Raw genomic sequence first — 25,374 nt, 5'->3', positions numbered from 1 at the left:
ATTAACACTCAACGATATTAACAGCTAAACCACCTTGAGCAGTTTCTTTATATTTACTGCGCATATCCATACCCGTGTCCATCATGGTTTTGATTACTTTATCAAGCGTAACCTTACCGTTGCTGTCACCTTTCATGGCCATACGAGAGGCATTAATCGCTTTCATTGCGCCCATTGCATTGCGTTCAATACAAGGTACTTGCACTAAGCCACCTACAGGGTCACATGTTAAACCTAAGTTGTGTTCCATGCCAATTTCAGCCGCATTTTCTACTTGCTCAATTGTTCCGCCTACAATTTCAGTTAATGCACCTGCTGCCATCGAACATGCAACACCAACTTCGCCTTGACAACCCACTTCAGCGCCTGAGATTGAAGCATTTTTCTTGTACAAAATACCAATTGCGGCAGCCGTTAATAAGAACCTTGAGGCAACTTCAACATCTACTTTTTCAACAAAAGTATCGTAGTAACATAAAACGGCAGGAATAATACCTGCTGCGCCATTTGTTGGAGCCGTGACAACACGGTCGCCTGCTGCATTTTGCTCATTTACTGAAAGTGCAAATAAATCAACCCAATCAATAGCACTCAGTGGATCGTTACAAGTTTTACCTTCAGCTTTTAAGCGGCGGTATAGAGCAGGAGCACGGCGACGAAGTTTAAGACCACCTGGAAGAAGTCCTTCTTTGTGATAACCACGTTCAATACAAACCTTCATGGTATCCCAAATATGCCAAAGCTGATCTTTCACTTCTTTTTCTGACGCTAAGCTTAATTCATTTGCCATCATTAAAGATGAAATCGACAGACCGTTCTCTTTACACATATCAAGTAGCTCTTGACCTGTGTGGAAATCGTATGGGGCTGAGTGTATTTGTGCTGCAGGAGAAGCATCTTGCTGATCAATTTCGTCTTCATCAAGAATGAAACCACCACCTACAGAATAATAGGTACGCTCATAGACGCACTTGCCATTAATGAATGCGTATAAGGTCATTGCATTAGCGTGTGCTGGCAAGCTTTTAGTACGATGATAAGTGATACCGTGCTCACGTGTGAAATTAACTGGTCGACCATCTTCAAGAATCAGTTTCTCATCATCAGCAACTTTTTTGAGTATGTCATCAATTTGATCTGTATTAACGGTTTCAGGGTCTTCACCCATTAAACCAAGAATGACAGCTTTACCTGTTCCGTGGCCTTTACCTGTTTGACCTAAAGAGCCAAAAAGATCTGAACGAAGTTCGTCAATATCATTCAGTAAACCTTTATCAGCTACATGCTGCATAAACAGTTTACCTGCTTTCATTGGACCAACGGTGTGGGAGCTCGATGGTCCAATGCCAATCTTAAACATGTCGAAAACACTAATCATATCTGCAAGCCTTAAGTGACCTTATTATTTTAGTTTATACAAAGCTAATAATCTTGCTTAGAGTTAAAACTTTAAAACGGTTTTGGGCTTAATTAATGGTTTATTCACTTTATTGGATGAGGTACGAACAAAAGTGACTAAACGTGCAACCTAAAACGAACTCTAAGCAATTGCTTTATGTCATTTATCATATTTATGAGTGCTAGTATCACACAAAGATCACAATTTTTAACATTAGAATTTCTAATGACGTTGTTTTTGAACTGTAAATTTTCTAGTTTTCAAATAAATGGCTTAAGTACTTTTATTCTGGTTCAGTGCGTGATGACCTCTTTTGAGTCGGTAAATATATTGATATTCAGACAGTCCGGATTATGAGTATTAAAGTGCCCTGTGATAAAAAAGCTCGAACGCTCAGCAAATTGCATGTATTTATATGTACTCGCCTATATTAATCTTTTTCACTTAAGGACTTTTAGAGTCATTGCATTCGATAGTTTGATATGCCTTAATTACTGAAATTTTATCGACTGGAGCCAACTTTGAGCTTTTTGATGATGGATCTTGAAGGCGTGACTTTATCTCAGAAAGAGAGAGTGCAAATTCAGCATCCGATGGTAGGTGGACTGATTCTTTTCACCCGAAATTTTGAGTCTAAAATTCAATTAATAGACCTTGTTAGGTCAATTCGTGAGGTTAAGGCTGAAATCTTGATTGCAGTAGACCATGAAGGGGGACGTGTCCAACGTTTCCGTGATGGTTTTACACATATTCCTGCTATGGGCGATATTCTTCCTGCTTCAAACGGGGATATCGAACTGGCAAAAAGCCGAGCTAAAGAACTTGGATTTTTAATGGCGATTGAACTGCTTGCGTGTGATATTGATTTAAGCTTCGCCCCAGTACTCGATATTGACGATGTCAGTGAAGTAATAGGTAAACGTGGGTTTAGCTCTAAGCCGAGTGAAATTATTGAGTTAGCGAGTGAGTTCATTAATGGAATGAGAGATGCAGGCATGGCGGCGGTTGGGAAACATTTTCCTGGACATGGCAGTGTTAAAGCGGACTCTCACCTTGCAATCCCTAAGGATGAACGTTCTAAAGAAGATATTTTTAATAAGGATATTTTACCATTTAAGTCGTTAATCTCAGCCTCTAAACTTCAAGGCATTATGCCGGCTCATGTTATCTATACCCAAGTAGATCCAAAACCTGCGGGTTTTTCTGAGTATTGGCAGCAGCAAATATTAAGGAAAGAGTTAGGTTTTGACGGGGTGATCTTTTCAGATGACCTAGGAATGGAAGGCGCAAGCTTTGCTGGTGACTTTATTCAACGTGCTGATGCCGCCTTAAAAGCGGGATGCGATATGATTTTGGTGTGTAATAATCCGGATGCTGTTGAGACATTACTTGAAGAATATCAATGGCCAACCAATAAGCCTAAATATTCTGCAGTTGAATTAAAAGCTGACTTTAAAGTTGCTCAGACAGCTTTAGAAAATGAACAGCGTTGGCTCAACGCAAACCAAATTGCCAACAAACTTAATTAAGATTCAATTTGTCCTAAGTTAGCATGAAAAACGGTGCCATTAACTACTGGGTTAGTGGCACAAAAATGTATTGTTTCAGCGATTTCTTTGGGTGCAATCAAACGCTTGAACGTCACTTTCTGAGTTACAGCAAATAATGTGTTTGGATTATTTTCAATATGATGCCTAAACATTTCAGTATCCGTAAACCCTGGGCAGATACAAACTGTGTGAATGCCTTTACCTGCTAAATCTTGACACGTTGCACGCATCATACCTATGACACCGTGTTTTGCTGTTGTGTAAGAAAAAGCGTTACTCACCGCTTTTTCGCTTAATGTTGACCCTAAATAAATGATTGAAGAGCCTGCCGACATAATAGGCACTAACACTTGTGAAAGAATAGAAGGAGAGATGATATTAATGGCTAAACTTTCAGTGAACTTTTGATGTTCAACCGTTTCCAACGAGTCCTTGGTATGAGATGCTGCACAATGAACAAGGACGACTTGCTCCACACCTTCTAGCTCAGATATTAACAGATCTTTTTGCTGCATAATTGAATTTGGATTCGCTAAATCAATGAAAAACTGGATAGCATTTGGAAGTTCTATACTGCTTCTGGATATGTTGATAATCTTAAAACCTTGATTTTGAAATAGTTGGCAAGTCGCTTTACCTATTCCTCGACTTCCCCCTGTAATGACTAGTGCCTTATTCATTATGTTTATTCCTTTGTCCAAGTTGTTGAGCCCGATTGGCCCGCACCGGAAGATACTGTTACCTCAATATACGTAATATCGAAATGTTTTGGTTCAATTTCTGAGATCAGTTTTTCTAATAAGTAATAAGAAAACTCTTCTACGGTCGTATTTCGAATGGGTAAAAGCTGAGTATCAATGATAGGGAAATATAAAACTTCATTATTGAAGGTGACGACATACTGTTTCGTATTTCTATTTATTTGGAGATGTGGTGATAACTTTGGTAATAACACGTACTCGTCCAAAGATTCACATAGCTCTCGGGTTGTGTCTTTAAAATATCGATAACTGGTAGAAATACCTTCTTGTCCCACGCCCAACTCAAGCTCAACTTGAACTGCAAAGTTGTGACCGTGAATTCTTTCTCTTTCAGTCGCTGAGAAGAGAGTGAAGTGTGCAGCTGAAAATTTTAGATATTCTTTAAACAGTTTTATCCGCGTAAAGCGCTTCGCCGAAATATCCATATGAGCCTTTGTGTTTATTTTATAACCTAATCATAGAAAAAAAACACAAGAGCATCAAAGAAATTAAGGATCTTTCCTCTGGGAATGAATTTTTGATGTAGCTCATATTGTTAAATCAAATAATTTGCTAAATTGCGAGACATTCAACAGTAATCGAGTTACCTGTTTATGATCCTGTACTTTCACGGCTTTGATGCAACCAGCCCTGGCAATCATGAAAAAATGTTGCAACTTCAATTTATTGACGACGATGTGCGATTAATCAGTTACAGCACACTTCATCCTAGACATGACATGCAATTCATCTTGAATGAAGTCGCAAAGCATAGAAGACTTTCAGAAGACGCTGATCCGATAATCGTCGGAGTTGGACTCGGTGGCTATTGGGCTGAACGCATCGGCTTTTTAAGTGGTTTAAAGTCAGTGTTAATTAACCCTAATCTAAACCCACAAATTAATATGGTTGGAAAAATTGACCGACCAGAAGAGTACTCAGACATAGCCAGTAAATGTGTACATGAGTTTAGAAGAAAAAATGCTGAGAATTCGTTATGTATTTTGTCTCGTAATGATGAGGTATTGGATAACGAAATGACAGCGAAAGAACTAGGGAGTTATTACGAAGTTGTATGGGATGAGAAGCAAAGGCATAAATTTGCATCCCTTGGTTCTCACCTACAAACTATTAAAGCATTTAAGGTGAGTAAATAACTGAGCATAAGTATCGGTCTATTAACGTTCAGCTTTGGCCGTCTGCTGGATAGCAACTTCTCGATTATATCGCTAGAGACCATATACGGCCTCTAGGGCAATACGACCTAGATCTGAAGGCTAAAGGTATTGATAGACGTACCAATATCTATTGAGTATTTTCAATACCTGTTAGCGAATCTTCTATTTCATGCTCGGTTGGCTTTTCTTCAGGTTGCTTCATTTTCCTGATTTGAATAAACATTCCCATTTGAGGATGATCAAAATAATGAATTTCTCCACTTCTTACTCGTCGGTTCTGAATCATAGGAATGGAGAATAGGAAATGCTGAGCTTGTTTTACATGTTCCACAGGCGCCTTTGTAGCATTAAGCTCTTCTTCACTTGATGTATGTTCAAGTAAGCCTTGCTTACGCAAACGTAAATCAGCTTGAATGTATAAATAATGCTGCAGGTAAATATTTAATTTACCGTCCAATTCCCAGACAGGATTTTGTTTAGGAGGTGTTTCAGCTAAAGATTCATTATCAGAGCTTGTTTGTGTTGTATCGCTTTCAGAGATTACGTCAGAAGGAGTATTCGGATGAAGTTGAGTATTTTCATTTGAATTATGTTCTTCAAGAGTATCCACTTTGACAGGGAATCCGTCTGGCTGAAATTGTTTTTCATAATCTTGACCAGCAAATAAGTGAACGGCTCTAGCATTCCTTCTTGAAAGCATTGGTTGTTGCCAAGTCATATGTAATAGATTATGAACACCACGCTGCCTTTGAATTTTCTTGATGATGCTTTCAAACTGACTTTGTGAGTTGGCTAATAGAGTTGCTCCGTTACCTTTGTAAGCTGTAATTGCCTCAGGCTCACCAATATTAAACGGAACAACTTGAGGGTAACGTTTTTGAATGATGGGATCGTGATCGACACAATCATTCATCAATGAGCGAGAAAGGTCGTGAAGTTGGGCTATAGGATCATCATGCATACAGCTCACTGCAGGACGTAAAATATGCTCTATCAGGGCTATTGGGCTGATTAAATCGACGTTTCCTCTTAAAGCAACGGGCTTTACTTTTTCAGTCCATTGCTCTTGAGACTTTTTACCCTCAAAACTGGTGTTTTGAGGCACTGTGTCTCTTTTGAAAATGTATACTTCAACCTCGAACCAATGGCCTGGATCGACTGCACGAGCTGAAAAAGTCGCTAAAAGTGCAACTAAAGCTAGGCTGGTGGCACGTATCACTTACTCACTCCCAATCTATTTTCGGAAAGCTGTTTCAAAATCAGTTTGACTAAATTGAGTCTGTCATCGCTCGATTCAGCAGGTAAAGAGAATCTTAACTTATTTGGCCCGTCCATTCGATAGATTTGTGGCTGTGATTGCAATAAGCCGATGATAAATTCGGGGTTTACGCTGTGATTCTCTGCAAATTCAATACTGCCGCCTTTCGAATGAATATCGATTTTACTGGCGCCAATACGACTGGCTTTGCGCTTCAGTAACGTCACATCCATTAGGTTCTTCGCTGGTGCAGGGAGTAAACCAAAACGGTCAATCAGCTCAACTTTCATCTCATCAATGGCTTTTTCGCTTTCGCAATTAGCAATGCGTTTATAAAGCGATAAACGCATATTTACGTCGGCAATATAATCTTCTGGAAGTAGGGCTGGAATGCGTAAATCCATCTCACAATGCTTGTTCACAACATGTTCAAGCGATGGCTCTTTACCTTGTTTTAGACTTTCAACTGCAGACTCTAGCAACTCCATGTAAAGCGTGAAACCAATTTTAGTAATATGACCACTTTGTTCATCACCTAATAATTCACCAGCGCCACGAATTTCTAAATCTTGAGTCGCAAGTAAAAATCCTGCACCTAAGTCTTCCAGCGCCTCTATTGCTTCGAGGCGTTTCTTTGCGTCTTTGGTAAGCCGTTTATGATGTGGCGTCATCATATAGGCATAAGCTTGATGATGTGAACGGCCGACACGACCTCGAAGTTGGTGTAATTGTGCTAGTCCGAATTTATCAGCTCTATCGATAATAATGGTATTGGCTGTAGGGACATCAATACCAGTTTCAATAATGGTGGTACAAACTAGAACGTTAAAGCGCTGATGGTAGAAGTCAGACATAACTTTTTCTAGATCTCGTTCTCTCATTTGTCCGTGAGCAGTTACTACTCTGGCTTCAGGTACTAATGATTGAATATCTGCTGCACACTTCTCTATGGTTTCTACACTATTATGTAAAAAGTAAACCTGACCACCTCGCAAAATCTCACGTTGAACAGCTTCTTTTACTGTTGCTTCGTCATATTCTCTTACGAATGTTTTTACAGACAGTCGCTTAGCTGGTGGTGTTGCAATGATGGATAAATCACGCATTCCAGACATGGCCATATTTAAAGTTCGAGGAATGGGCGTTGCCGTGAGCGTAAGAATATCAACATTAGCTCTTAATGATTTTATTTTTTCTTTTTGGCGTACACCAAAACGATGTTCTTCATCAATGACAAGTAGACCTAATTGCTCAAATTGAGCGTCAGCATTGAGCAGTTTATGAGTACCGATTACGACGTCAACTTTACCGTCAGCGAGATCGTCCAGTATTTGTTGCTGTTGTTTAGGCGTTTTAAAGCGCGATAACACCTCTATTCTGAAAGGCCAATCAGCAAATCGGTCTTTAAAGTTCTCGTAATGTTGTTGCGCCAGCAGAGTAGTTGGCACTAACACTACCACTTGTTTACCGTCGTTAACTGCAACAAAAACGGCACGCATAGCCACTTCAGTCTTACCGAAGCCTACATCTCCGCATACAAGTCGGTCCATCGAAATTGGAGAACACATATCTGTGACTACAGCATTAATTGAGGTTTCCTGATCGACAGTTTCTTCAAATGGAAAGCCTTGAGCAAACTGAGCATACTCTTGATAACACAGTTTGCGAGCATCACCTGGACGGGCTTGTCTATGAGCATAAACATCAAGCAATTCAGCAGCAACGTCACGAATACGTTCAATAGCCTTCTTCTTTGCTTTTGCCCAAGTTTCATTGCCCAATTTATTCAGTGATATGTTCTCTTCATTACCGCCGCTATATCGGCTAATAAAATGTAATGAACCAACAGGTACGTATAATTTGTCACCTGAGGCGTACTCTAGCATCAAGTACTCTGCAATTATCCCACCTGTATCAAGGGTTTCTAAACCCTTGTATAAACCTACACCATGCTCTAAATGAACGACAGGTTGTCCAACTTTCAGCTCAGCAAGGTTTTTTATGAGCGTTTCACTGCTGATTTGCTTTTGTTTGTCATGGCGGCGTTTTTGGCTGATTTTATGACCAAAAAGTTCAGTCTCGCAGATAATAGCAATGTCTTTTTTGCCATCTTTTATGATTGCGCCATGACTTAAAGGCGCAACAATGATACCAACGGAATCCGTTGCTGAAAGATAGTCACTTAAGTGTTCAAAGCGATTAGGTTTTACATCAATTTGTTGTAGAAGCTCAATTAACGCTTCGCGTCGTCCTTCAGATTCAGCAATGAATAAAGTGCGATCTGATGAATCTAGAAACTTATGCAGATTGCCTAAAGGTTGTTTGAGTTTGTGATTCGCTGCAACGTTCGGAAGTTTCTGTACTTCTGCTTTTTGGTATTTGGTTGATTTGGTTTCCGCATCAAATTGATACTGTGGCATTGGCTTAAACGCAGAAAAAACTTGTTCTGTCAGTAAATAGAGTTCTGATGGCTTGAGCAGTGGACGGTGTATATCAACATTACGATTTTCAAAGCGTTGTTCTACATCAAGAAGGTACTTTTTGGTGGCAGACTCAATATCACCGATGGTGAGCAGTTGGCTATCTTCATTGAGGTAATCAAATAAAGTTTCACATTGCTCGAAAAACAATGGCAGGTAATTTTCAATACCAGCAGGCATGACTTTTTTACTGACTTGTTGGTAAATCGACTCTGGAGCATTACTGGCTTTCTCAAATCGGGTGCGATAGTTTTTTCTGAAGGTTTCTATTGAAGCATCATCTGTTGGAAACTCTTTGGCCGGTAACATGCGGACGGATTCTATTTCCGTTTCCGAACGTTGAGTCTCTGGATCAAAATATCGAATTGTCTCAACTTCATCATCGAATAGCTCGATTCTAAGCGGCTTTTTAGACCCAGTAGGGTAGATATCAATGATTGAGCCACGAACGGCAAATTCACCGTGTTCATAAACTTGCTCAACGGCATGATAGCCTGTATCAGTAAGCGTTTTTCTCACAGAATCTAAATGGTATTTATCACCTTTATTCAAAATCAGTACATTGTCCGTGATGAACTTTTGAGGTGGCAGTTTTACCAATAATGTGCTGATTGGAACAATGATAACGTTGCTTTTTTTCTCTGTTAAATGATGAAGTGTTTCTAGCCGTTGTGCGACAAGATCTTGGTGCGGTGAGAAATTGTCGTAAGGCAATGTTTCTCTATCAGGAAATAGAGCGACCGAATGCTCAGAATTGGCGAGCAGATAGTTAAGTTCAGCGTCTAAATTGAGTGCGGTAGGGGTGTCGTTGGTTACGATAACCGTCGTGCCTTTATGCTTCTCTGCAATTTGTTTTAGCGTTAATGCCTGCACCAATTGAGTTTGAGTATTTATGTATTGAGTTTTATTGGTTTTATTCGTATCTAAAACAGGTGGTTTAAAAACAGAAAAAACAGGCATAAACGTTAATTACTTCATCATTTGTAAAATTGGCAGTATTGTATAATAAAACAATTAGTAAGTTGAATAATAATGAAAACAGCCGTTGTAGTTGGGGCTACTGGATTAGTTGGTCGTAATTTAGTGGCGCAGTTAGCAAACCACGAAGAGTATTCTAAAGTAATCGCTATTACGCGTCGTCCTGTAGCATATGTTTTTGAGAATGTATTTAATGAAGTGGTCAATTTCGAATGTTTAGACGACTTTGCTAATCTCCTTACTGGAGATGTTTTATTTTCATGTTTAGGAACGACTAAAAAGCAAGCTGGCTCTTACGAAGCACAACGTGTTGTCGATGTAGATTATCAATTGAAAGTTGCTCAATTAGCGGCTAATAATGAGGTGCAACATTATTTACTGGTGTCTTCAAGTGGCGCCAATTCAAAAAGTAATAACCCTTATTTTCAAATGAAAGGCGAGCTTGAAGAATTGGTTCTGGGATTAAACTTTCCAAGAGTAAGTATTTTTCAACCCTCGTTGCTTTTAGGGGAACGAGATCACTTTCGACTTGGGGAAGCGATCGGTTCTTATCTTATGCCAGTGTTAAAATATTTTCCGTTACTGAAACCCTATAGGCCAATTAAAGGTGAAGAAGTGGCTGAGAGAATGTTGCAAGTGAGCTTGTCGACAGAGGCGGGTAAAGAAGTATTCAAGTTAGATGAAGTTTTTCCTGAAGTTTTATAATATAGAGAAACTTAGGGATAAGAGTAAAAAACCATGAAACCTACCTATCAAATTCTTGCCATTTATGCCGGTCGAATTAAGTCGTTTGAAAACTTTGAAACAGCGATGTTTAAATCTCGTTTGGAAGGGCCTCAACAACTCAGATTTACCGGGCTGGAACTGGATGATGTCGCTGATAAAAAGCATCACGGTGGGATGGATCGGGCGCTCCATCAATACCCAGTTGAGCATTACGATTTTTGGCGTAAAACTTTCCCTCAGCAACAAGAATGGTTTGCTCCTGGAATGGGAGAGAATATCAGTTCCGTTGGGATGAACGAGCATAATGTTTGTATTGGCGATCAATACCAATGGGGTGAAGCTGTGATTGAGGTGAGTCAACCTCGGTCTCCCTGTTTTAAACTCAGTAAAAAATGGGATGTTGAAGAGTTTTCAAAAACCATGCAACAAAATAGTCGGTGCGGATGGCTCTATAGAGTGATAAAAGAAGGTACGGTTGATTGTAAGCAGTCGCTCGTGCTCATTCATCGAGAAGCGAATGCTATGACAGTGGCTAAAGCGAGTGAGTACTTTTTTGGGAATCCACTAGACAAATCTGGGCTGCAAGCTTTAGCTGAACAACAAAAACTCGCTCAATCGTGGATGAAAACCGTTCATAAAAGATTAGCTACGAATGAATTAGAAAATTGGAATTTCAGATTGTTTAATCACGCTTAGCTTAATGGCATTAATAACAAATGCTATATAGCTATTAAGTATTTGTTATTAGGTATTATATTTGTTGGTTATTATTTAACCATTTAAAATAAAACAAATTTTTAAGTGGTTAAGACTATGCGTAAATACATTATTTCGAGTATTACTTTACTTCTGCTTGCTCAAATCCATAGTGCTAGTGCTATTACAATCAGTAACAACCAAGACAGTTTGATGTTTGATTATCATCGTTTACAGGGTTCTATCTCTGTTATTACTATGTCAAATGTCCAAAAAGATTATATCCGTCAAGAAATCTATCTTGAAGAGCTTGTTACTGAGATGACAAAAGACATTTCTCAAAACATTAATTTATCTGATGTGAAAGATATTGCCGCAGATTTGAATAACCTAGGAGCCGGCGGTTCTACTGGTGAAGTCATGTATCAAATCCCCTATGAACAGTTGGTTTATTATAAGTCGCCACTTGATTCAAGCGCTGAAATATTGGGACGTAAAGCCGTTGGGACTGCAATATATGAACAATATATCGAGAGCAAAATAGAAACATTAAATGATAAACTTCAATCTGCAAATTTAGGCAGTTTGAGTAAATTTATTTCAGAAAATAAAATCGCTTATCAGCAGCTCGATAGTTTAACCACTCAAGTGTATCAGCATTCGAGTAAATTAAGACAAATAAGTATGAACCTTGGTTTTAAATATGAGCGATATATATTGGCTCATTATTCGAGCTCTCTAAAGAAATTTTATAAATAACCTGAACTCAGGTTAAGTAAACTTTCTAGATGGAGTGAAGTATTTTCTAATAGGTAATAATACTGATGCTCAAACGCTTCAAGTTACTCGTTACGGCAATGGCATTAATGCCTTGCCTTGTTCATGCAGCCAGAATAAATGATTCTTCCGATAGCTTGAAATTTGATGTCGATAGAATTAAAGCATCAATGTCGCAGATAAAGATGAAACATGTCCATGGTGACTTTATTCATCAGGTTATTTACTTGCAAGAACTTACTGACGACATGAGTCGAGATTTAAGCACGAATTTCGACTTATCAGAAGTTAAACGAGTAGCTGATGAGTTGAATGATACAGCGAATTCCAATTCCATTGGCTTTAATTTATTGCAAATTCCAGTTTCTCAGCAAAGCTACTATCACTTACCGACCGATTCTTCATCTGACACCCTTGGGCGTAAAGCTGTAGCAACGGCTATTTTTGAACAATATACTTTGAATCAACTTGAAGCTATCGATAAGGCGTTAATCGCAGCCAATCTGGGATCAATTAGCCAGTTTATTCAGTCGAATGAAACAGCCTACCAACAACTTGTCGACCTAACAGTTCAATTTTATTCTCAGGCTAAAATCGTGAAGAGGGTTGAAATGAACTTTGCATTCAACTACGAGCAAGGTTTGTTAGCGCAGTATTCTCAGCCATTGAAGAAGTTCTATAAATAACAATTGAGATTTTTACCGTTATTAAAATAATCCATGATGTTTCAATAAGCATGAAAAAGCCCAGTTAGACTGGGCTTTTTCATTTTATCAGAGACGGTTACTGAACATTTTCTAGATCAGAAAACTTGTCTTGAAACAGAGCTGAAGAAAGATAACGTTCAGCTGCAGATGGGAGAACGACAACGATAGTCTTATCTTTAAATTCATCTAGTTGAGACAGGCGTTCAGCGACAACCACAGCGGCACCAGATGAAATACCCGCAAGAATACCTTCATCAGTCATTAACTTATGTGCCATCTCAATTGAATCTTCATTGCTAACCGCTTCAACACGATCCACAACAGAAAGGTCTAAGTTACCAGGAATAAAGCCTGCACCAATACCTTGAATTTTGTGAGGGCCCGGCTTAATGTCTTCACCAGCAAGTACTTGAGCTATGACTGGAGAGTCAATAGGTTCTACAGCGACTGAAGTAATCGCTTTGCCTTGGGTGTTTTTGATATAGCGGCTGACACCTGTGATTGTGCCTCCAGTACCGACACCTGCAACAAAGACGTCTATTTCGCCGTCAGTGTCTTCCCAGATCTCTGGTCCTGTTGTTTTTTCATGAATCTCAGGATTAGCAGGATTATCAAACTGCTGAAGCAGAACATATTTTTCAGGGTTTGATTGACGAATTTCTTCGGCTTTATCAATCGCACCTTTCATTCCCTTAGGCCCTTCAGTTAATACTAAGTTGGCACCTAAAGCTTTCAGTAGTTTCCTACGCTCTAAGCTCATGCTGTTAGGCATCGTTAGCGTTAACTTATAACCACGAGCTGCTGCAACATAGGCTAGTGCGATACCAGTGTTACCAGAAGTAGGCTCAATCAATTCTTTATCTTTGGTAAGATTTCCGTTTTTTTCAGCAGCCCAGATCATGTTTGCACCGATACGGCACTTTACACTGAAGCTTGGATTGCGAGATTCAATTTTTGCTAAAATCTTGCCATTACCGATTCTGTTTAAACGAACTAACGGACTACGTCCAATTGTCAGTGAATTATCTTCGAAAATTTTACTCATGGTTATCTAACTCCTGTGATTTCTAGGTAAATCATAGTGATAACAGTATTAAAGGAAAATGATAGTTTTATCTTCTATATTTCGTTTAGTTATAAGTGGGTGGCTTTATGTTTGTCTTTAGTTATACATGTGAAATATAAAAAGAGCATGTAATGCTCTTTTTATATTCTAGATTAATTTGTGTTATGCGTAGTTTAAATTACGAATGCATAGCTTACTTTCATAAATATTCTACGCTCATTCGGTGTCAAAGAATCAATTTGATCATTGGCTCTACTACTATCTGAATAACCCAGATAAAAAACACTTAATGGATTAAGCTTATATCCGTACAACACTTCATTACTGATGCGTTGAGTATTTTTATTACTTGGTCTGAATTCCGCTTTATAGTTTCCTAGATTTCTATCAATATCTCTATATACGCTAGAAAAGCGGATGAAACTTTTTACGCTGAATTGCCAATTTAGCCTTAAGTCCGTTAAATTAGCTGTGAATAGGCGACCTTGTTCTACATTTAAACGCTTGTAGTTATGAGTCAGTTCCATTGATAAATTATCTAGGATGTCCCATTCTAATGAAGGCTGAATTCGTAAATTTTTACCAAGTTGATTGTTGGTGAAATCGATTTCATCACCATAATTTACATTTACTTCGAGAGAAAGGTTTGAAATAGGATCAAACTCTAAATCAAAAAGATAAAAGGTTTCTTCAAATAAGGTTGTATCATCATCAATTGATAACCGAGCATTTTGTTTAATTTGATCAATGTTACCGCCAGTTTGTCTTAAGCCCACTCGACTGCGGTCGAAAACCATAAAACGAACGAAGCTTTGATACTTACCCCAAAATCTAATTTCGGCTTGAGCTTCTTTCTCTAAAAGCTCGTTTTTGTCATTATGTGTGATGTCCCAATCACCAGATACTCTGATTTCATTAAAGAAGCCTTGGTCATAGAACCAGCTGTAGCCACCACCAGTGACAAATTTATTAAAATCAACCCTATCAATGAAGCCTAAATCTGCTCTAAAATCGTCAGAATACGATTCGTAGGTAGTAAAGGCATTCCAATTGCGTGTATCGTGTGAGTAATTCAAACGGTAGTAGTTACCTGTAAAGTCGTCATTAATATTTGTACGTAAATATGACTCACAATCTCTAATGTCACAGTCAATGTTATCTCGCAAAAACTCAGGGTATTCAGTTTGAGATAGCGCAGCTTGAATTCTAAAAGTGTCTTGATTGGTTGGTTGGTATTTTAAATCACCGCTTACTAAATAGTTATGGTAGCCCTCAGATTGTTTAGCCGTAATAAGAGTGCCAATGGCCAGCTTTTCAGTAGCATCGTAGCGGTATCGAGCCGCAATGTTCGTGCTTTTATCATCAAGACTTGCGATTTTAGACCCGAGGTTTCCAGGTATTAAAAAGTTGGTTTCAGAATCCTGAGTAATCAGCAATGCAGAAGTATGTTCATCGACTTTACTGGTGACCTTTACGCCGTAATCTGGTGCAGCAATGTTTCTTGTATGCAAAAGGTTGCGTTGGGTATCAAAGTAGTCTTTATTATCCAAGAAAAATGGGCGTTTTTCAGGAAAATAAAGTGCAAAAGTCGTGTTTACATCCAGTTGTCCCGCATCGGCTTCAACTTGAGAGAAGTCAGGATTTATTGTTGCATTTAATAATGTTGAAGGCGTAATTGACCAACGAAAATCTAAACCTGGCTCAACTTCTGTTTCATTAGTCCATGGTGTGTTGGGATTCAAGTCTCTTTCTGATTGCCTTGAGGCAACCAACGATGGCGTAATTTGAATTCCGCTGCCTTGAGTTACGCCAGATAAACCTGTGGCAGTACCAATTTGGCAAAGGTTACAGTTATTGTTTCGATCAATTTTATTATTAGCGATTCGAACGACTTCGCTGCGAGGATAATAACGAATAAAGTCGATTCCCCATGTTTGCATATCGAGAGAGTCATCAAATGCAAACATAGAAATAGGCAGTTCCATTTCTACATGGAAACCATTATCTGTTTTTTTACCGGCGCTGTACCAGATGCCATCCCAAGCGTCACTTTCCTGACCTGTTAATTCATTCTCAATACTGTCTGCTTGGGCACCATAGGCATTTACGAAAAAGTTATAAGCAAGTTTAGAGTCATTATAGGTATCGAAGCGAATACCAACAGTATCATCTCCCCATGAGCTATCTCTGTCTCTAAGGTTTGCTCGTATTTGTTCAGGGTTTGGATCAAAAGCCTTAAATGCAACAAAGATTGATTCTTTCGTTGCATAAATTTTTGCTTTAGTGGTTACGGGAGCTTCAATATTTTCTCTTGGGCGAGTCTCAAAATTTAGAGTCACTTCAGCAGCGTTTTTCCACTGAGGTTCGTCAATAACACCATCAATGTTTGCAGCCTGAGTTAATGTAGGAATTTGAATGTTTTGTTGGGAAGCTCCAGCGAGAGTAACTGAAGAAAAAAAGCTTGAATAGAAAGCGGTAAATAGCGAAAGAGTTTTTTTCAAACCTGAACTACCTGTTCTTATTAATTGTAATTTTTTTGCGTATTTTGTCAGAAAAACAATGGTATGTGGAAAACTAATTGTGAATAAGTATTACAAGATGTTTCAAAGAGAGGGGTTTTCGAATAATTTAAAATAATGCTAACTTGACATGACTGAAATGTTGAAGCTAAAAGGTGCTATTCCGAACTCCAGTAATAGGAAAGAAGCACCTACTGATTTATGACGAGTTTATTACTCAGGCGCAATCACCGTATTGCGATAAGCTGGACGATATTTATCAACCCACATTGCAGTTGCACCACAAATAGCAACAGGCATCACAATAAAGTTCACAATTGGTATCATTGAAAAGAGTGATACTGTTGCTCCAAAGGTATATGAAGTACCTTTAGTATTTTTAAGTGCAAACTTCATATCCTCAAATTTCACTCTGTGATTGTCAAAAGGATAATCACAATATTGTATAGCCATCATCCAAGCGGTAAAAATAAACCAAACGATTGGAGCAACGGTTTGTCCAACTCCAGGAATGATGAATAACAATAAACATAATATGGCTTTCGGGAGGTAATATTTTAGCTTCTGCCATTCACGACCCAAGATTCTTGGCAAATCCTTGATTAAGTCCATGGTGCCACCAGTGTTCAGTGGCTTTCCAGTCAGTGCTTGTTCGACCTTTTCTGCAAGTAAACCATTAAAAGGGGCTGCCAACCAATTCATCACTGAGCTGAAAATAAATGACATGGTAATTAACAACGAGACAATAGCAATTGGCCATAATAAAAAGTGCAACCAAGATAGAAAATCGGGAAGCTGACCATTTAACCAATCAAAGAGTTGTTCTATTCTGCCAAAAGCAAAATAGAAAGCCACGGCGAAGAGTAAGATATTAATGGTCAATGGAATAAACACAAAGCTTCTCAAACCTGGTCTTTTAATCAGGCTAAAACCTTCAAGAAAATAATTCACGCCACTTTTATTGGTGCTTTTTTGATTCATTATCAAAATACCTAAAATCAACAATAGTTTGATTGTGAATAACTTGCTTTAAAATAACAAGTAAAGTGCAATCTGAAAGATGTAAAAAACGTTACAAAATGCTGCGTGCTTTGCTAGAGTATCAATGATATTCCATAAAAAAATAAACCGTTACAGCCCATAAATGAAATTAAAACAAATAAAGCTGGCTGGATTTAAGTCGTTTGTTGATTCAACAAAAATCCCGTTTGAAAAAGCGCTTACCGGTATTGTCGGGCCTAATGGTTGTGGCAAGTCGAACGTGATCGATGCTGTTCGTTGGGTGCTTGGTGAAAGTAGTGCCAAGCATTTACGAGGTGGAGCCATGACAGATGTGATTTTTAGTGGCTCTAATGCTCGTAAACCCGTATCTGTTGCAAGCGTTGAGCTCAGTTTTGATAATCAAGATGGACGCCTCGCTGGGCAGTACTCCAGTTATCAAGAAATATCGGTAAAACGCCAAGTCAGCCGTGAGGGCGATTCATTCTATTTTTTGAATGGACAGAAGTGTCGTAGAAAAGACATTACAGACTTGTTTATGGGTACAGGCCTTGGACCAAGAAGTTACGCCATTATCGAACAAGGCATGATTTCTCGCCTTATTGAATCTAAGCCTCAAGACTTACGAGTTTTTATTGAAGAAGCTGCGGGCATATCTCGCTACAAAGAGCGTCGCCGAGATACTGAAAATCGCATCCGTCACACTCGTGAAAATTTAGAACGTTTATTCGATATTCGTAATGAACTTGAGACTCAACTCAAAAAGTTAGAATCTCAATCAAAATCTGCGCTTAAGTATCGTGAACAAAAAAAAATAGAAAGAAGACTGCATGCTGAACTGTTAGTTTTAAAGTATCAAGAACACACAACTCAAGTTGATCAAACTACCGTTAAAATTAATCGTTTAGATGTTGAACTTGAAAAGGTTAATGCTGAGATTGAGTCAGTGAAAGGAAAGCATACCAAGCTTTCGATAGAATTAAGTGAGCTCAATGCTAAAGAGCAGAATCAAGTAGAAGCTTTTTATAAAACAGGTACTGAAATAGCAAGACTTGAGCAACAAAGTACTCATCAAAAACAACTTGATAAGAAGCTGTTAGAGCAGCTTGAAAAAGATGAGCAACAAAAGTTAGAGCTTGAGTGTGATTTAAAAATACTGCTGGAAAAGAGTACGCAGTTACGTTCAGAACTCATCAACTCTCAAACTACTCTTGAAGTAATTCAAGAGCAGTTTGAAGAATCTAAGCTAAGCCTAGAAGACGTCCAGAATGAATATACTCTTTCGTCTGATTCCGAGCGTACCCAGCGTCAGCAACTTTCAGAATTAAAGCTTCAACTTCAGCTTCATCAATCTCAACAAACACATAAACAGCAAAATATTTCACATTTAGAGCAACAGTTGCAGCGACTTAATCAACAGCAAGACTCTCTCACTCAAGAACAGGTTGATATCGCTGAAAAGCAGAATGAATTACAAGCAGCTCATCAAAAAATTACGCAATTAGAGCAGAAGCAAGATAAAACTAAACGTAATTTCATTGAGTTAGAGCAACAAGTTTTATCGATTACAGAAGAACAAAAGACAGTTGAAACAGCGATTACAGAGAAATCCAGCCGAATAAACATTATTGAAGAATGGCTGAGCGATCACCAACAGAGTGAATCTCCGATTTGGAAAGTGATAAACGTAAACAAAGGTTGGGAAAAACCAGTTGAATTACTGCTCGGGAATATTCTTAATCATGAATATTTGGATACAACGAGTACCGACGAAATAGGTTTTGTTGATCAGAAAGCTGAATTCAAGAATGCAGTAATTACATCTTCTAAAGTCAATTTAGCTCCTTGGTTCAGCAATGTTGAGTTTGTCGAAACTAAAACACAAGCTTTAGACGCAGTGAAAAGTCATAACCAGATGATGTATTTAACCCAAGATGGTTACATTGTCGGTGACGGCTTTATCCTTGAAAAGCAAAACACAGAATCATCCCAGCTAAGCCTTCAATCTGAAAAGTTAGAGTTATCTGATCAGCTTACAGATTCTAAGGCTCTTATTTTACACATTAACCAACGATTAACTGACTTGCTTGAACGCAAAAATGAAACAAACGATGAATTATTAAATCTGAATCAAGAGTTGCAACAGGTTGAGCTTAAACGAAGCAGTTTGTTATCTTCCATTGCTGCGATATCAGAGCAACAGCAAAAAGATAACTTACGAAAGAAAGAAATTGCACAACAAATAGATCAAATAAAAAAACAGATAGCCGAAGTACAACTTACTGATGAAGTTGAGCAAGAAAAACAGCATCGAATAGAAGTCTCAATTGAAAAACTCGCAAGTTTACTCATCGCTACCGAGCAATTGATGAAGCACAAGCAAGATCAGGTTCAACAAGTCAAAGTAACGCTCAATGGGTTACAACAAAAGCTCAATACTGGTGTCACACAAAATCAAACGATAAATACACAGCTTGCTGTTTGTGAACAACAAATTATCCAAACTAAAAATCGAATTGATGAATGCAATCTTAAATTACGAGAGTTACAAAATTCAATAGAGTCGAAAGATGCAGGGAATGGAGTTCTTTCTCCTCGAGCACTCGAGCGAGAATTAAAAAAGCAGGTTCAACTTCATAGTGAGCAGCAAAGTGAGTTGACTGTGATAAGGCAGCTACAGACTCATATACAAGCTCAAGTAAATGATTTAACTCATCAACAGAAACAATTTGTTAGCCAGCAAGAAAATGTAGTGAAGCAAATTGGTGAGCTAAAGATAACTCGTGAAGGTATTAAAGGCCAAATAAACAGTCAATTAGGGCTATTAAAAGAAGAAAAAGTCGATATTCATTCAGTTGCGGTTGAAATGCCTTCAAATGCTGATATAAATAGCTGGCATGATGAACTTGAAAAAGTTAAACAACGAATTGCTCGTCTTGGTGCCATCAATTTAACTGCGATTGAAGAGTTTGAACAGCAAAAAGATCGCAAAGACTATCTTGATAAGCAAAACGATGATTTAACAGCGGCTTTAGAAAGTCTTGAGTCTGCTATTCGTAAAATTGATAGAGAAACACGGAGCCGTTTTAAAGAGACTTATGAAAAGGTAAATAATGATCTTCAAGTGTTGTTTCCTAAAGTTTTTGGTGGTGGTAGTGCATACTTAGAACTCACAGATGATGACCTTTTAGAAACAGGTATTACCATTATGGCAAGACCGCCAGGTAAAAAGAATAGTACAATTCATTTACTTTCTGGTGGAGAAAAGGCGCTAACCGCATTATCATTGGTGTTTGCAATTTTTAGATTGAATCCAGCACCTTTTTGTATGCTGGATGAAGTAGATGCACCATTAGATGATGCAAATGTTGAACGTTTCTGCCGATTACTTGAAGAAATGTCTCAAACAGTGCAATTTATATATATTAGCCATAATAAGATTACCATGGAGATGGCTGATCAGTTAATTGGTGTAACTATGCATGAGCCAGGCGTTTCTAGAATTGTCGCTGTAGACGTCGATGAAGCTGTGGCGCTTGCAGATGTAGGATAAATTTAAAAGCGATTTATTAAATTCTAGTATCACGCTTTTTGTTAAATAAAGATTTATAAAACAGGGTAACAAATGGAAGACCTTCAACTTGTTTTCTTAATTGTGGGTGGCTTAGCAATTTTAGCTGTACTGATCCACGGTGTATGGTCTATAAGACGACATCAGTCGAATACCATCAAAGATCAGAAGCGACCCGAAATCAAAAGATCTGAAGTCAAACATAGAGATTCAGAAGGATTTGATGCCGATGGTATTGGTGCAGTGCGTGTTCGAAAATTCAGTGAGGCAGAAAAAACAGCTGCAGAACCACAGAAGGTCCCTGAGGCTGAGGTTGTTTCACCTCAGGTTTCAGCTCAAAGAGTTGAACCTGTAATTGATGAAACAGAGCCTGAAGTTGACGTTGAAGTGTCAAAGCCTAAGGTTGAGCAACCTACTCAAGCAAGTTTATTTGAAGAGTCAACTTTTAATGAGCCTGAAGTAAAACTCGAAGAGCCTAAAGTAGAAATCATTGCTGACCCGGTTGTCGAAGAAACCGTCGAGCCTGAAGCCGAGATTGATGAAGAGTTGCCAGATCCCCATGATGTTTTAGTGCTACACGTTATGGCAAAAGAGGGTGACACCCTGAAAGGGGCTGAATTACTGCCTTGTATGTTAAGCCTTAATTTTAAGTTTGGTGAAATGAATATCTTTCATCGACATGAAGACAATGCTGGTACTGGAAATGTCATTTTCTCTGTTGCAGATATGGTTAACCCTGGTACATTTGATCCTGATAATATGGAGCAATTTACGAGTCATGGTATTGTCATGTTTATGCGGTTGCCTTGCCATGGAGAACCGTTACGTAATTTCTCCATCATGCTAAATTCAGCATGCCAAATGGCGGATGATCTCAATGCTGTTGTTTGTGATGGTCAGCGCCAGCCTTGGGGTGATGAAAATAAACAAGATTATATAAGACGAATTAAAGCCTAAATACTCTGTTTTCCAAAGGCCGCATCAGCGGCCTTATTATTCTTTAGATTAGATATGAATACTCCTGAACAACAAATTGCAGAATTAACTGAAACATTGAATCAACATAACATTAATTATTATGTTGATGATGCTCCCACTATCCCTGATGCAGAATATGATCGCCTAATTAACGAGTTAAAAGAGCTGGAAAAGGAGCATCCAGAGTTAATTAAGCCTGACTCACCGACTCAGAGAGTCGGCGGCTTTCCCCTAGATAAATTCGAGCAAGTTACTCACTTAAAACCTATGTTGAGTTTAGATAATGCTTTTGAACAGCAAGATATGGAAGCTTTCAATAAGCGTAACTCAGATAAGGTAGGCAAGATTGAATATTGCTGTGAGCCTAAACTGGATGGCCTTGCGGTGAGCATTCTGTATCGAAACGGTTTACTTGAAAGAGCTGCAACACGTGGTGATGGTACTGTCGGCGAGGATATCACTGAAAACGTTAAAACTATACGTTCAATTCCGCTTCGTTTGAGAGGTGAATTTCCTGAGCTTGTGGAAGTACGTGGTGAAGCATTTATGCCGCGTAAAGCGTTCAATGATTTAAATGAAGCCGCAAAAACAACGGGCGATAAAGTTTTTGTGAATCCTAGAAATGCTGCCGCTGGGAGTTTACGACAGTTAGATAGCCGTATTACTGCTAAGCGTAATTTAGATTTCTATGCCTATTCTCTTGGGGTTGTAGAGCCAATAAATTGGCCATTAGCTGAAACGCATTATGATCAACTGCAACAGTTAAAATCTTGGGGCTTACCAGTAAGTACTGAAGTTAAAATATGTAGCGATGTTACTTTAGTTGAAGACTACTATAAAAATATCATTGATATTCGTGATGATCTTGCGTTTGAAATTGATGGTGTAGTAGTAAAAACCAACAGCATTGCACAGCAAAATCAACTTGGATTTGTGGCAAAAGCACCTCGTTGGGCAATCGCCTATAAATTTCCAGCACAAGAAGAAATGACATTGCTTGAAGGCGTAGACTTCCAAGTTGGACGCACTGGTGCATTAACGCCCGTTGCGCGCTTAAAGCCGATATTTGTTGGTGGTGTAACGGTGTCTAACGCAACATTGCATAATGCTGATGAAATAGAACGTTTAGGTGTAAAAGTCGGTGACACGGTTATCGTGCGCCGCGCAGGCGATGTTATTCCACAAGTTGCTGCTGTGGTAACAGAAAAACGCCCTGCTGATGCCCAAGACATTGAATTCCCGTTAACTTGTCCAATTTGTGAAAGCCAAGTCGAACGTGTTGAGGGTGAAGCTGTTGCCCGTTGTACAGGTGGTTTGTTCTGTGAGGCCCAGCGAAAAGAAGCCATCAAACATTTTGCATCTCGAAAAGCTATGGATATCGATGGTATGGGTGACAAGGTGGTTGAGCAGCTTATTGATAAAGAACTCATCAAAACGCCTGCAGATTTGTTCGGATTGTCGGCATCAGCAATAACTATGCTGGATCGCATGGGTATGAAGTCAGCAACGAATTTGGTAAATGCGCTTCAAGCCGCTAAGCAAACAACATTAGCCAAATTTTTATATTCACTAGGTATTCGCGAAGTCGGGGAGGCTACCGCTTCGAATCTAGCCAGTCACTTTAAACAACTCGATAAGGTTCGACACGCTGATATCGATTCATTGATGGAAGTTGAAGACGTTGGAAACATCGTGGCACATCATATTGTGCGATTCTTTGCTCAAGAGCATAACAATGATGTCGTTGATGCTTTAGTTGCAGCTGGTATTCATTGGTCAAAAATAGAGGAAGTGGCTGAAGAAGTTCAAACCTTAAAAGGACAAACTTGGGTGTTAACTGGTACCTTGACTCAGTTGAGCCGTTCAGATGCTAAAGCTAAGTTACAAGACCTTGGGGCTAAAGTTGCTGGCAGTGTCTCTAAGAAAACGGATTGTGTTGTAGCTGGTGATGCTGCTGGTTCTAAGTTAGTAAAGGCTCAAGAGTTAGGCATTAAAGTGATCGATGAGAATGCCTTAATGAAAGTGATAAACTAAACAAGAAACTATGTCTCTACTACACCAAATTGCAATTGGAACAGGAATGATCATCTTGTGCGTGTTCTTCCATGTTGGTGGTTTGGTGTACCTCTCCCATTTTTTACGAGATTTTTGGCCTGTAAAATCGAAAAGACCTAAGCCGTTATCGGTAATGGGTATTGTCATTGGTAGTATGTTAATCATGATTGCTTTGCATGCCATTGAAGCATGGCTATGGGCGGGTTTATATATCTATATTGGCGAGTTTAACCAATTAAGTGATGCCCTATATTTTTCAATCGTCACTTCAACGACACTTGGTTATGGAGATATTGTACTTTCAGGATCAGGAAGGTTATTAAGTGGCTTTGAATCAATGGGGGGCTTGTTGTTATTTGGTGTAACGACAGCTTTCTTGATCGACGTGATTCGTTACCTAATGAAAGAGCATTTTGATTAACTGATAGTACAGCTATGTCTGAAAATTCTGGAATATAATTAAAAAAACTTAACACATTATTCGAATAGTTTGATGATAATCTTAAGTAAATTTTTCTATTCTTCTGTTTTTCATGGCCTCTGTAACGAGTAATACCAAATTAACGGACCCATATTCTCAATGGTTTAATAATGGTAGTTTCCCTAATGAAGGTGATGTAGTAGGGAGCTTAGATGGTGGTAAGTACTTTTTAGGTTTAATGAAAATATCTGATCACTCTTTTATCGTTACAGGCGTAAAACACTTAAATACTCATCTTATTCTAGCAAGGTTTGGGAAATTGCCTTTAAAGCACAGTATTCCTGGTTTGGTTCTTGGAGCTAAATATGATGCTGCTATATTCAGAGAAGGGCTTTTACTTACATCTTCATCTAATAGCTTAACGGTTAAATATACTTATGACTTTAGAGATGTTCCGGAGCAAACTTATAGAGAGTTTGTGATATTTATGTCTGAGCTGTCTTCATTCATTCCTCATGAACGTTATGAACGCATGCATAAAACTCATCTTGAATGGGTGAAAAAAAATGGAGGCAAATCGGAAAAAGTTAGAACCTATGAACCAGGTTGTTATTGGTTAGCGGATGATGGTAAATATCACTATTGGTTTTTACATCAGCTGAAAAGTGATTTATCTGAATCACCCCTGTATTTAAAACATCGATCTGCTGCGGAGAGTATGAAACAGTCTGCTTCAATGCTTAGTCTTAACAATACGTGTCGAACTACAGCTGCTCAAATATTTTCATATTTCGTTAAGTTGCCTTTTCCACCTACTACTAACTATAGAGACTCTTTTCCAGTAGCTGGTCAATTCAAGTTAGGAAAAGAGCTATCTAATTACCCCCTTCTCTCTCTACCTTCTCATTATTCAAAATACGAAGAAAAAAGCGTGAAATGGAGAGTATTGAGGATGCTGTATAAAAGACTATGTACGTTAAGGGAGGATAATAGTGGTAGGGAAAAGTTTTCCCTTTTAAAAAAGTTGTATGAAGAAATTGAATGCTTAAATCAGACAGATCTAGAAGCGATTAAGCAACGCATAGAAGGTTATTTGCAAACGCATGGAAAAACGATAGATAGAGAAAGGTTTTCCTTTAATTTTTTTGATCAAACACGAACCAGGGCAACGTTAAAATATTTGGATGATGTAATTTCGAAAGCTATTGAAGTTCAAGGTTTTGAATGTGTTGAACAAGAAAGCTATCTAGTAATTAAAGCAGTCTCAGCAAGTTAA

At 38.6% G+C, this 25,374-nt stretch carries 19 protein-coding genes; 11 read left to right on the top strand and 8 right to left on the bottom strand.

The genetic code is table 11. The annotated features are described in order from the left end of the window. Position 1: 1 nt before the first annotated feature. On the bottom strand, positions 2–1,378 hold the full coding sequence (locus tag AC1EU2_RS13395) for an L-serine ammonia-lyase (protein ID WP_480298781.1): 1,377 nt from the start codon (positions 1,376–1,378) through the stop codon (positions 2–4). A gap of 542 nt (positions 1,379–1,920) precedes the next feature. Here AC1EU2_RS13395 and nagZ point away from each other — a divergent pair. Continuing rightward, on the top strand, positions 1,921–2,928 hold the full coding sequence (gene nagZ / locus AC1EU2_RS13390) for a beta-N-acetylhexosaminidase (RefSeq protein ID WP_480298780.1): 1,008 nt from the start codon (positions 1,921–1,923) through the stop codon (positions 2,926–2,928). Here nagZ and AC1EU2_RS13385 read toward each other — a convergent pair. Together AC1EU2_RS13385 and AC1EU2_RS13380 are read right to left on the bottom strand one after the other, a co-directional pair. Next, on the bottom strand, positions 2,925–3,629 hold the full coding sequence (locus AC1EU2_RS13385; protein ID WP_480298779.1) for an SDR family NAD(P)-dependent oxidoreductase: 705 nt from the start codon (positions 3,627–3,629) through the stop codon (positions 2,925–2,927). The genes nagZ and AC1EU2_RS13385 overlap by 4 nt on opposite strands. Positions 3,630–3,634: 5 nt before the next feature. Then, positions 3,635–4,135 carry a 6-pyruvoyl trahydropterin synthase family protein gene (locus AC1EU2_RS13380; RefSeq protein WP_480298778.1) on the bottom strand — a complete coding sequence of 167 codons (501 nt, stop codon included), beginning with the start codon at positions 4,133–4,135 and terminating at the stop codon, positions 3,635–3,637. Positions 4,136–4,303: 168 nt separating this feature from the next. Between AC1EU2_RS13380 and ycfP the strand changes: the two genes are divergently transcribed. After that, a complete protein-coding gene (gene ycfP, locus AC1EU2_RS13375) occupies positions 4,304–4,846 on the top strand; it encodes an alpha/beta hydrolase YcfP (protein ID WP_480298777.1) in 543 nt (180 codons plus the stop codon). Positions 4,847–4,994: 148 nt separating this feature from the next. Here ycfP and AC1EU2_RS13370 read toward each other — a convergent pair whose 3' ends face one another. Both AC1EU2_RS13370 and mfd read right to left on the bottom strand, forming a co-directional pair. After that, a complete protein-coding gene (locus tag AC1EU2_RS13370; RefSeq protein WP_480298776.1) occupies positions 4,995–6,086 on the bottom strand; it encodes a peptidoglycan binding protein CsiV in 1,092 nt (363 codons plus the stop codon). Then, entirely contained in the window at positions 6,083–9,565 is a 3,483-nt protein-coding gene (gene mfd / locus AC1EU2_RS13365) for a transcription-repair coupling factor (protein ID WP_480298775.1), read from the bottom strand. The genes AC1EU2_RS13370 and mfd overlap by 4 nt, the downstream gene beginning before the upstream one ends. 69 nt (positions 9,566–9,634) lie before the next feature. Between mfd and AC1EU2_RS13360 the strand changes: the two genes are divergently transcribed. From AC1EU2_RS13360 to AC1EU2_RS13345, 4 genes are all read left to right on the top strand, one after another. Then, complete coding sequence (locus tag AC1EU2_RS13360) at positions 9,635–10,288, top strand: NAD(P)H-binding protein (protein WP_480298891.1); 654 nt, start codon at positions 9,635–9,637, stop codon at positions 10,286–10,288. A 33-nt stretch (positions 10,289–10,321) separates the two neighbouring features. Beyond that, positions 10,322–11,005, top strand: a complete 684-nt coding sequence (locus AC1EU2_RS13355) for an MOSC domain-containing protein (RefSeq protein ID WP_480298774.1) — start codon at positions 10,322–10,324, stop codon at positions 11,003–11,005. 117 nt (positions 11,006–11,122) lie between these two features. Next, the gene (locus tag AC1EU2_RS13350; RefSeq protein WP_480298773.1) at positions 11,123–11,764 is read left to right on the top strand and encodes a hypothetical protein; all 642 of its coding nucleotides are present in this window, start codon (positions 11,123–11,125) and stop codon (positions 11,762–11,764) included. Positions 11,765–11,829: 65 nt separating this feature from the next. Then, positions 11,830–12,468 (top strand): hypothetical protein, encoded by a 639-nt coding sequence (locus AC1EU2_RS13345; RefSeq protein WP_480298772.1) that lies wholly within the window; start codon positions 11,830–11,832, stop codon positions 12,466–12,468. Between the two features lie 97 nt (positions 12,469–12,565). Here the strand turns inward: AC1EU2_RS13345 and cysK are convergent, their stop codons facing one another. The 3 genes from cysK to cysZ all read right to left on the bottom strand — a co-directional run bounded on the left by cysK (position 12,566) and on the right by cysZ (position 17,055). Further along, positions 12,566–13,534: a cysteine synthase A gene (gene cysK / locus AC1EU2_RS13340; RefSeq protein ID WP_480298771.1), complete on the bottom strand. Its 969-nt coding sequence runs from the start codon at positions 13,532–13,534 to the stop codon at positions 12,566–12,568. A gap of 194 nt (positions 13,535–13,728) precedes the next feature. Next, complete coding sequence (locus AC1EU2_RS13335) at positions 13,729–16,056, bottom strand: carbohydrate binding family 9 domain-containing protein (protein ID WP_480298770.1); 2,328 nt, start codon at positions 16,054–16,056, stop codon at positions 13,729–13,731. Positions 16,057–16,287: 231 nt separating this feature from the next. Continuing rightward, entirely contained in the window at positions 16,288–17,055 is a 768-nt protein-coding gene (gene cysZ, locus AC1EU2_RS13330; protein ID WP_480298769.1) for a sulfate transporter CysZ, read from the bottom strand. Between the two features lie 163 nt (positions 17,056–17,218). On the opposite strand from cysZ, the gene AC1EU2_RS13325 reads away from it, so the two are divergent. The 5 genes from AC1EU2_RS13325 to AC1EU2_RS13305 all read left to right on the top strand — a co-directional run bounded on the left by AC1EU2_RS13325 (position 17,219) and on the right by AC1EU2_RS13305 (position 25,374). Next, a complete protein-coding gene (locus AC1EU2_RS13325; protein WP_480298768.1) occupies positions 17,219–20,626 on the top strand; it encodes a chromosome segregation protein SMC in 3,408 nt (1,135 codons plus the stop codon). A gap of 72 nt (positions 20,627–20,698) precedes the next feature. After that, positions 20,699–21,601 (top strand): cell division protein ZipA, encoded by a 903-nt coding sequence (gene zipA, locus AC1EU2_RS13320; protein WP_480298767.1) that lies wholly within the window; start codon positions 20,699–20,701, stop codon positions 21,599–21,601. A 54-nt stretch (positions 21,602–21,655) separates the two neighbouring features. Then, positions 21,656–23,656, top strand: a complete 2,001-nt coding sequence (gene ligA / locus AC1EU2_RS13315) for an NAD-dependent DNA ligase LigA (RefSeq protein WP_480298766.1) — start codon at positions 21,656–21,658, stop codon at positions 23,654–23,656. A gap of 10 nt (positions 23,657–23,666) precedes the next feature. Then, positions 23,667–24,098, top strand: a complete 432-nt coding sequence (locus tag AC1EU2_RS13310) for a potassium channel family protein (protein ID WP_480298765.1) — start codon at positions 23,667–23,669, stop codon at positions 24,096–24,098. Positions 24,099–24,210: 112 nt separating this feature from the next. Further along, positions 24,211–25,374 carry a hypothetical protein gene (locus AC1EU2_RS13305; protein WP_480298764.1) on the top strand — a complete coding sequence of 388 codons (1,164 nt, stop codon included), beginning with the start codon at positions 24,211–24,213 and terminating at the stop codon, positions 25,372–25,374.

The organism is Parashewanella sp. 2304DJ23-3, assembly GCF_056591695.1.
The sequence above is the reverse complement of the archived record's forward strand: the minus strand, read 5'-3'. Positions and strand labels throughout refer to the sequence as shown.

Bases quoted from the DNA above. Each gene is read 5' to 3' on its own strand.
- AC1EU2_RS13395 (WP_480298781.1), bottom strand. From the start codon at position 1,378: ATGATTAGTGTTTTCGACATGTTTAAGATTGGCATTGGACCATCGAGC.
- AC1EU2_RS13385 (WP_480298779.1), bottom strand. From the start codon at position 3,629: ATGAATAAGGCACTAGTCATTACAGGGGGAAGTCGAGGAATAGGTAAA.
- AC1EU2_RS13380 (WP_480298778.1), bottom strand. From the start codon at position 4,135: ATGGATATTTCGGCGAAGCGCTTTACGCGGATAAAACTGTTTAAAGAA.
- ycfP (WP_480298777.1), top strand. From the start codon at position 4,304: ATGATCCTGTACTTTCACGGCTTTGATGCAACCAGCCCTGGCAATCAT.
- mfd (WP_480298775.1), bottom strand. From the start codon at position 9,565: ATGCCTGTTTTTTCTGTTTTTAAACCACCTGTTTTAGATACGAATAAA.
- AC1EU2_RS13355 (WP_480298774.1), top strand. From the start codon at position 10,322: ATGAAACCTACCTATCAAATTCTTGCCATTTATGCCGGTCGAATTAAG.
- AC1EU2_RS13350 (WP_480298773.1), top strand. From the start codon at position 11,123: ATGCGTAAATACATTATTTCGAGTATTACTTTACTTCTGCTTGCTCAA.
- AC1EU2_RS13345 (WP_480298772.1), top strand. From the start codon at position 11,830: ATGCTCAAACGCTTCAAGTTACTCGTTACGGCAATGGCATTAATGCCT.
- cysK (WP_480298771.1), bottom strand. From the start codon at position 13,534: ATGAGTAAAATTTTCGAAGATAATTCACTGACAATTGGACGTAGTCCG.
- cysZ (WP_480298769.1), bottom strand. From the start codon at position 17,055: ATGAATCAAAAAAGCACCAATAAAAGTGGCGTGAATTATTTTCTTGAA.
- AC1EU2_RS13325 (WP_480298768.1), top strand. From the start codon at position 17,219: ATGAAATTAAAACAAATAAAGCTGGCTGGATTTAAGTCGTTTGTTGAT.
- zipA (WP_480298767.1), top strand. From the start codon at position 20,699: ATGGAAGACCTTCAACTTGTTTTCTTAATTGTGGGTGGCTTAGCAATT.
- ligA (WP_480298766.1), top strand. From the start codon at position 21,656: ATGAATACTCCTGAACAACAAATTGCAGAATTAACTGAAACATTGAAT.
- AC1EU2_RS13310 (WP_480298765.1), top strand. From the start codon at position 23,667: ATGTCTCTACTACACCAAATTGCAATTGGAACAGGAATGATCATCTTG.
- AC1EU2_RS13305 (WP_480298764.1), top strand. From the start codon at position 24,211: ATGGCCTCTGTAACGAGTAATACCAAATTAACGGACCCATATTCTCAA.